Origin of the sequence: Pseudomonas sp. GXM4 (genome assembly GCF_008923895.1) — a bacterium.
Lineage (GTDB): Bacteria > Pseudomonadota > Gammaproteobacteria > Pseudomonadales > Pseudomonadaceae > Aquipseudomonas > Aquipseudomonas atacamensis.
Genome location: NZ_WBRZ01000382.1, coordinates 1 through 3936, shown reverse-complemented (window position 1 = coordinate 3936; position 3936 = coordinate 1). Strand labels below are relative to the sequence as shown.

Annotated in this window: 3 protein-coding genes; 2 read left to right on the top strand and 1 reads right to left on the bottom strand. The window is 61.1% G+C overall.

What is annotated here, in order from left to right; all coding sequences use genetic code 11:
- Positions 1–100 precede the first annotated feature (100 nt).
- A complete protein-coding gene (locus F8N49_RS26240) occupies positions 101–1435 on the top strand; it encodes a substrate-binding domain-containing protein (RefSeq protein ID WP_151553169.1) in 1335 nt (444 codons plus the stop codon).
- Positions 1436–1584: 149 nt separating this feature from the next.
- Here the strand turns inward: F8N49_RS26240 and F8N49_RS26235 are convergent, their stop codons facing one another.
- Positions 1585–2814, bottom strand: a complete 1230-nt coding sequence (locus F8N49_RS26235) for an acyl-CoA dehydrogenase (protein WP_024013435.1) — start codon at positions 2812–2814, stop codon at positions 1585–1587.
- Between the two features lie 171 nt (positions 2815–2985).
- Between F8N49_RS26235 and F8N49_RS26230 the strand changes: the two genes are divergently transcribed.
- Entirely contained in the window at positions 2986–3921 is a 936-nt protein-coding gene (locus F8N49_RS26230) for a LysR family transcriptional regulator (protein WP_071172922.1), read from the top strand.
- The last annotated feature ends 15 nt before the right edge of the window (positions 3922–3936 follow it).

The window sequence follows — 3936 nt, the reverse complement described above, 5'->3', positions numbered from 1 at the left end:
TAGGAGCTGCCGAAGGCTGCGATCTTTTGATCTGTCATATTTCGGTCACGCGCCTGACTTAATCTCCCCGGCAATCCCCTTGGCTTGATTCGGTGCCGGCATGACCCTGCGTGTTCTCTGCGTTTTCCTGTTGAGTGGCTGGCTGTCGGTGTCCGCCGCCGCCCTGCCGATCCCCGAAAACGGCCCGGCATTGCGCATTCAGGGCTCCAACACCATCGGCGCCGAACTCGGCCCGGCGCTGGTCGAAGGCCTGTTGCAGGAACAAGGCCTGCTGAAAATCCACCGCGAAACCCCGGACACCGCCAACGAACAACGCATCGTCGGCGAGACCGCACAAGGGCAACGCGTGGTCATCGAAGTCGCCGCCCACGGTTCCAGCACTGGCTTCACTGCATTGAAAAACGCCAGCGCCGATCTGGCCGCCTCTTCCCGTGAGATCAAGGACAGCGAACTGCTTGCCCTGCAAGCCCTCGGCGATCTGAAAAGCCCGGCGGCCGAGCAAGTCATTGCCATCGACGGACTGGCGATCATCCTCAACCCGGCCAACCCGCTTGAGCAGTTGAACACCGAGCAACTGGCGCGGATTTTTGCCGGCGAAGTGAAAACCTGGGAAGAGCTCGGTAGCCGTGGCGGCGCCATTCATTTATATGCGCGGGATGATCAGTCCGGGACGTACGACACGTTCAAGGAACTGGTCCTGAGCCGGCGCGGGAAAAGTCTCAGCAGCGCGGCGAAGCGTTTCGAATCCAGCGAGCAATTGTCCGACGCGGTCAGCGCCGATCCGCAAGGTATCGGCTTCATCGGCTTGCCTTACGTGCGTCAGGCCAAAGCCGTGGCGATTGCCGACGGCGCCTCGCAAGCGATGCTGCCGCTGAACAGTCTGATCGCCACCGAAGATTATCCGCTGTCGCGGCGCTTGTTCTTTTATCTACCGCCGGACAGCCGCAATCCGTGGGCGCAGGCGTTGGCAACGTTCGCGCAAAGTCCACAGGGTCAGGCGATCGTCGCGACCAGCGGTTTTGTCAGCCAGACCGTACAAGCCATGAGCGTGGCGCCGAATGCGCTGATGCCCGAGGGTTATCAATCTCTCAGCCGGCATGCCCAGCGTCTGACAGTGAATTTCCGTTTTGCCGAGGGCAGCGCCAGTCTGGACAACAAGGCGCGGCAGGATCTGGCGCGGGTGCTCGACTATATAAAGCGCCATGGCAAGACCGAACGGGCGGTGACGCTGGTGGGGTTTGGTGATTTGAAGGATGACCCGGCGCGGGCCGATCTGCTGTCGAAGCTACGGGCGATGGCGGTGCGGCGCGAGCTGGTCAAAAACGGTGTGGTCATGCGCGAAGTCCGTGGCTTCGGCGCACTGATGCCGGTGGCGACCAACAGCGCGGATGAAGGGCGGATCAAGAATCGGCGGGTTGAGGTTTGGGTGTATTGATCCTGACGCCTGATCGTTCCCACGCTCCGCGTGGGAACGCATCCCGTGACGCTCCGCGTCACAGTGGACGCAGAGCATCCATGGCGGCATTCCCACGCAGAGCGTGGGAACGATCAGACTGGGGGGAATGTGAATGAGGCGACGCGGTGTTACTGACCGCTACGCATCATCTCCTTCGGCACATATTTGCCGATCTCGAACTTGCCGATCGCCGCGCGGTGCACTTCGTCCGGGCCGTCGGCCAGGCGCAGGGTGCGCTGCATCGCATACATATAGGCCAGCGGGAAATCGTTCGACACCCCTGCCCCACCGTGCATCTGGATCGCCCGGTCGATCACCCGCAAGGCCACGTTCGGTGCGACGACTTTGATCTGCGCGATCTCGCTTTTCGCCACTTTGTTGCCGACGGTGTCCATCATGTACGCCGCTTTCAACGTCAGCAGACGCGCCATGTCGATCTCCATCCGCGAGTCGGCGATCTTGTCGATGTTGCCGCCCAGACGGGCCAGCGGTTTGCCGAATGCGGTGCGGCTCACCGAGCGTTTGCACATCAGTTCCAGCGCACGTTCGGCCATGCCGATCGAACGCATGCAGTGGTGAATCCGCCCTGGGCCAAGGCGACCCTGAGCGATTTCAAAGCCGCGTCCTTCACCGAGCAGGACGTTTTCGTACGGCACCCTAACGTTATCGAACAGCACTTCGGCGTGACCGTGCGGTGCATCGTCGTAACCGAACACCGGCAGCGGCCGGACGATCTTCACCCCGGGGGTATCGACCGGCACGAGGATCATCGAGTGCTGGGCGTGACGCGGCGCGTCGGGGTTGCTAAGGCCCATGAAGATCAGAATCTTGCAGCGCGGATCGCAGGCGCCGGAAGTCCACCATTTCTTGCCGTTGATTACCCACTGATCGCCATCACGCACGGCACGGGCGGCCATGTTGGTAGCGTCGGAAGACGCCACATCCGGCTCGGTCATGGCGAACGCGGAACGGATCTCGCCGCGCAGCAGCGGCTCGAGCCAGCGCTGTTTCTGTTCTTCATTGGCGTAGCGCACCAACACTTCCATGTTGCCGGTGTCCGGCGCCGAGCAGTTGAACGGCTCCGGCCCCAGCAGGGAACGGCCCATGATTTCCGCCAACGGCGCATATTCGAGGTTGCTCAGGCCGGCGCCCAGCTCGGACTCAGGCAGAAACAAATTCCACAGACCCTCAGCCTTGGCCTTGGCCTTGAGCTCTTCCATGATCGCGGTCGGCTGCCAGCGATCGCCCTCGGCGACCTGGCGTTCGAACACCGCTTCGGCCGGGTAAACGTAAGTGTCCATGAACGCAGTCACGCGCTCACGCAGTTCCTGAACCTTGGGCGAATAAGCGAAATCCATGGGTAGTTACCTTCTCGGGCAGAGGTTGTTCAAGTCATGCAATCGATGCTAGAACAGCGCTGATCATTTACCTAGCCTATTCTCGGCGTGTATAAACATTCATCACCAATATATGATCCGCTGATCGTCAGCGCCAAAACACTTGCACTTAATAACAAGAGAAGCCGCGTTATGAATCTGAGCAAGGTCGACCTGAACCTTTTCATCGTCTTCGACGCGATCTACACCGAAGCCAACCTGACCCGCGCCGGGCAGATTGTCGGGATCACCCAGCCGGCGGTGTCCAACGCGCTGGCGCGGTTGCGCGAAACCTTCAACGACCCGCTCTTCGTGCGTACCGCTCAGGGCATGGTGCCCACGCCGATGGCGCAGAACATCATCGGCCCGGTGCGCAACGCCCTGTCGCTGCTGCGCGTATCGGTGCAGGAAAGTCGCATCTTCAACCCGGCGCAGGCGGTCAAGACCTACCGCATCAGCATGACCGACCTGACGGAAGCAATCATTCTGCCGCCACTGTTCCAGCGCCTGCGCCGCCTCGCGCCAACGGTGATCATCGAAAGCTTTCTGTCCAAGCGCCGGGAAACCACCAAGGAACTCGCGGCCGGGCGTCTGGATTTCGCCGTGGATGCTCCGCTCAATACCGACCCGCAGGTGCGCCACGTCAAGCTGATGGACGACCGTTACGTCTGCGCCATGCGCAAGGGCCATCCAATGGCGGGCAAGGAAAAACTCAGCCTCGATGACTACCTGTCGCTGACCCACATCCATATTTCCAGCCGCCGCAGCGGGCTGGGCTATGTCGATCTGGCGCTGGGCAAAATGGGCATCCAGCGCAAGATCGCCCTGCGCTCGCAGCACTATCTGATGGCCTCGCAAGTGATGCAGCAGACCGACATGGTCATGACCGTGCCGGAACGCTTCGCCCGCCGCCATGATTTGCAGTCGTTCAATTTGCCGGTGAATGATGTGCCCTCGGTGGAAACGCATTTGTACTGGCACGAAAGCACCGACCAGGACCCGGCCAACCGCTGGATGCGCGAGCAGATGATCGAGTTGTGCCAGCAGGTGACGGCGCAGGAGAAGAAGCTGGAGAAGCAGGCGGTCTGAGGAAAATCAAAAGAT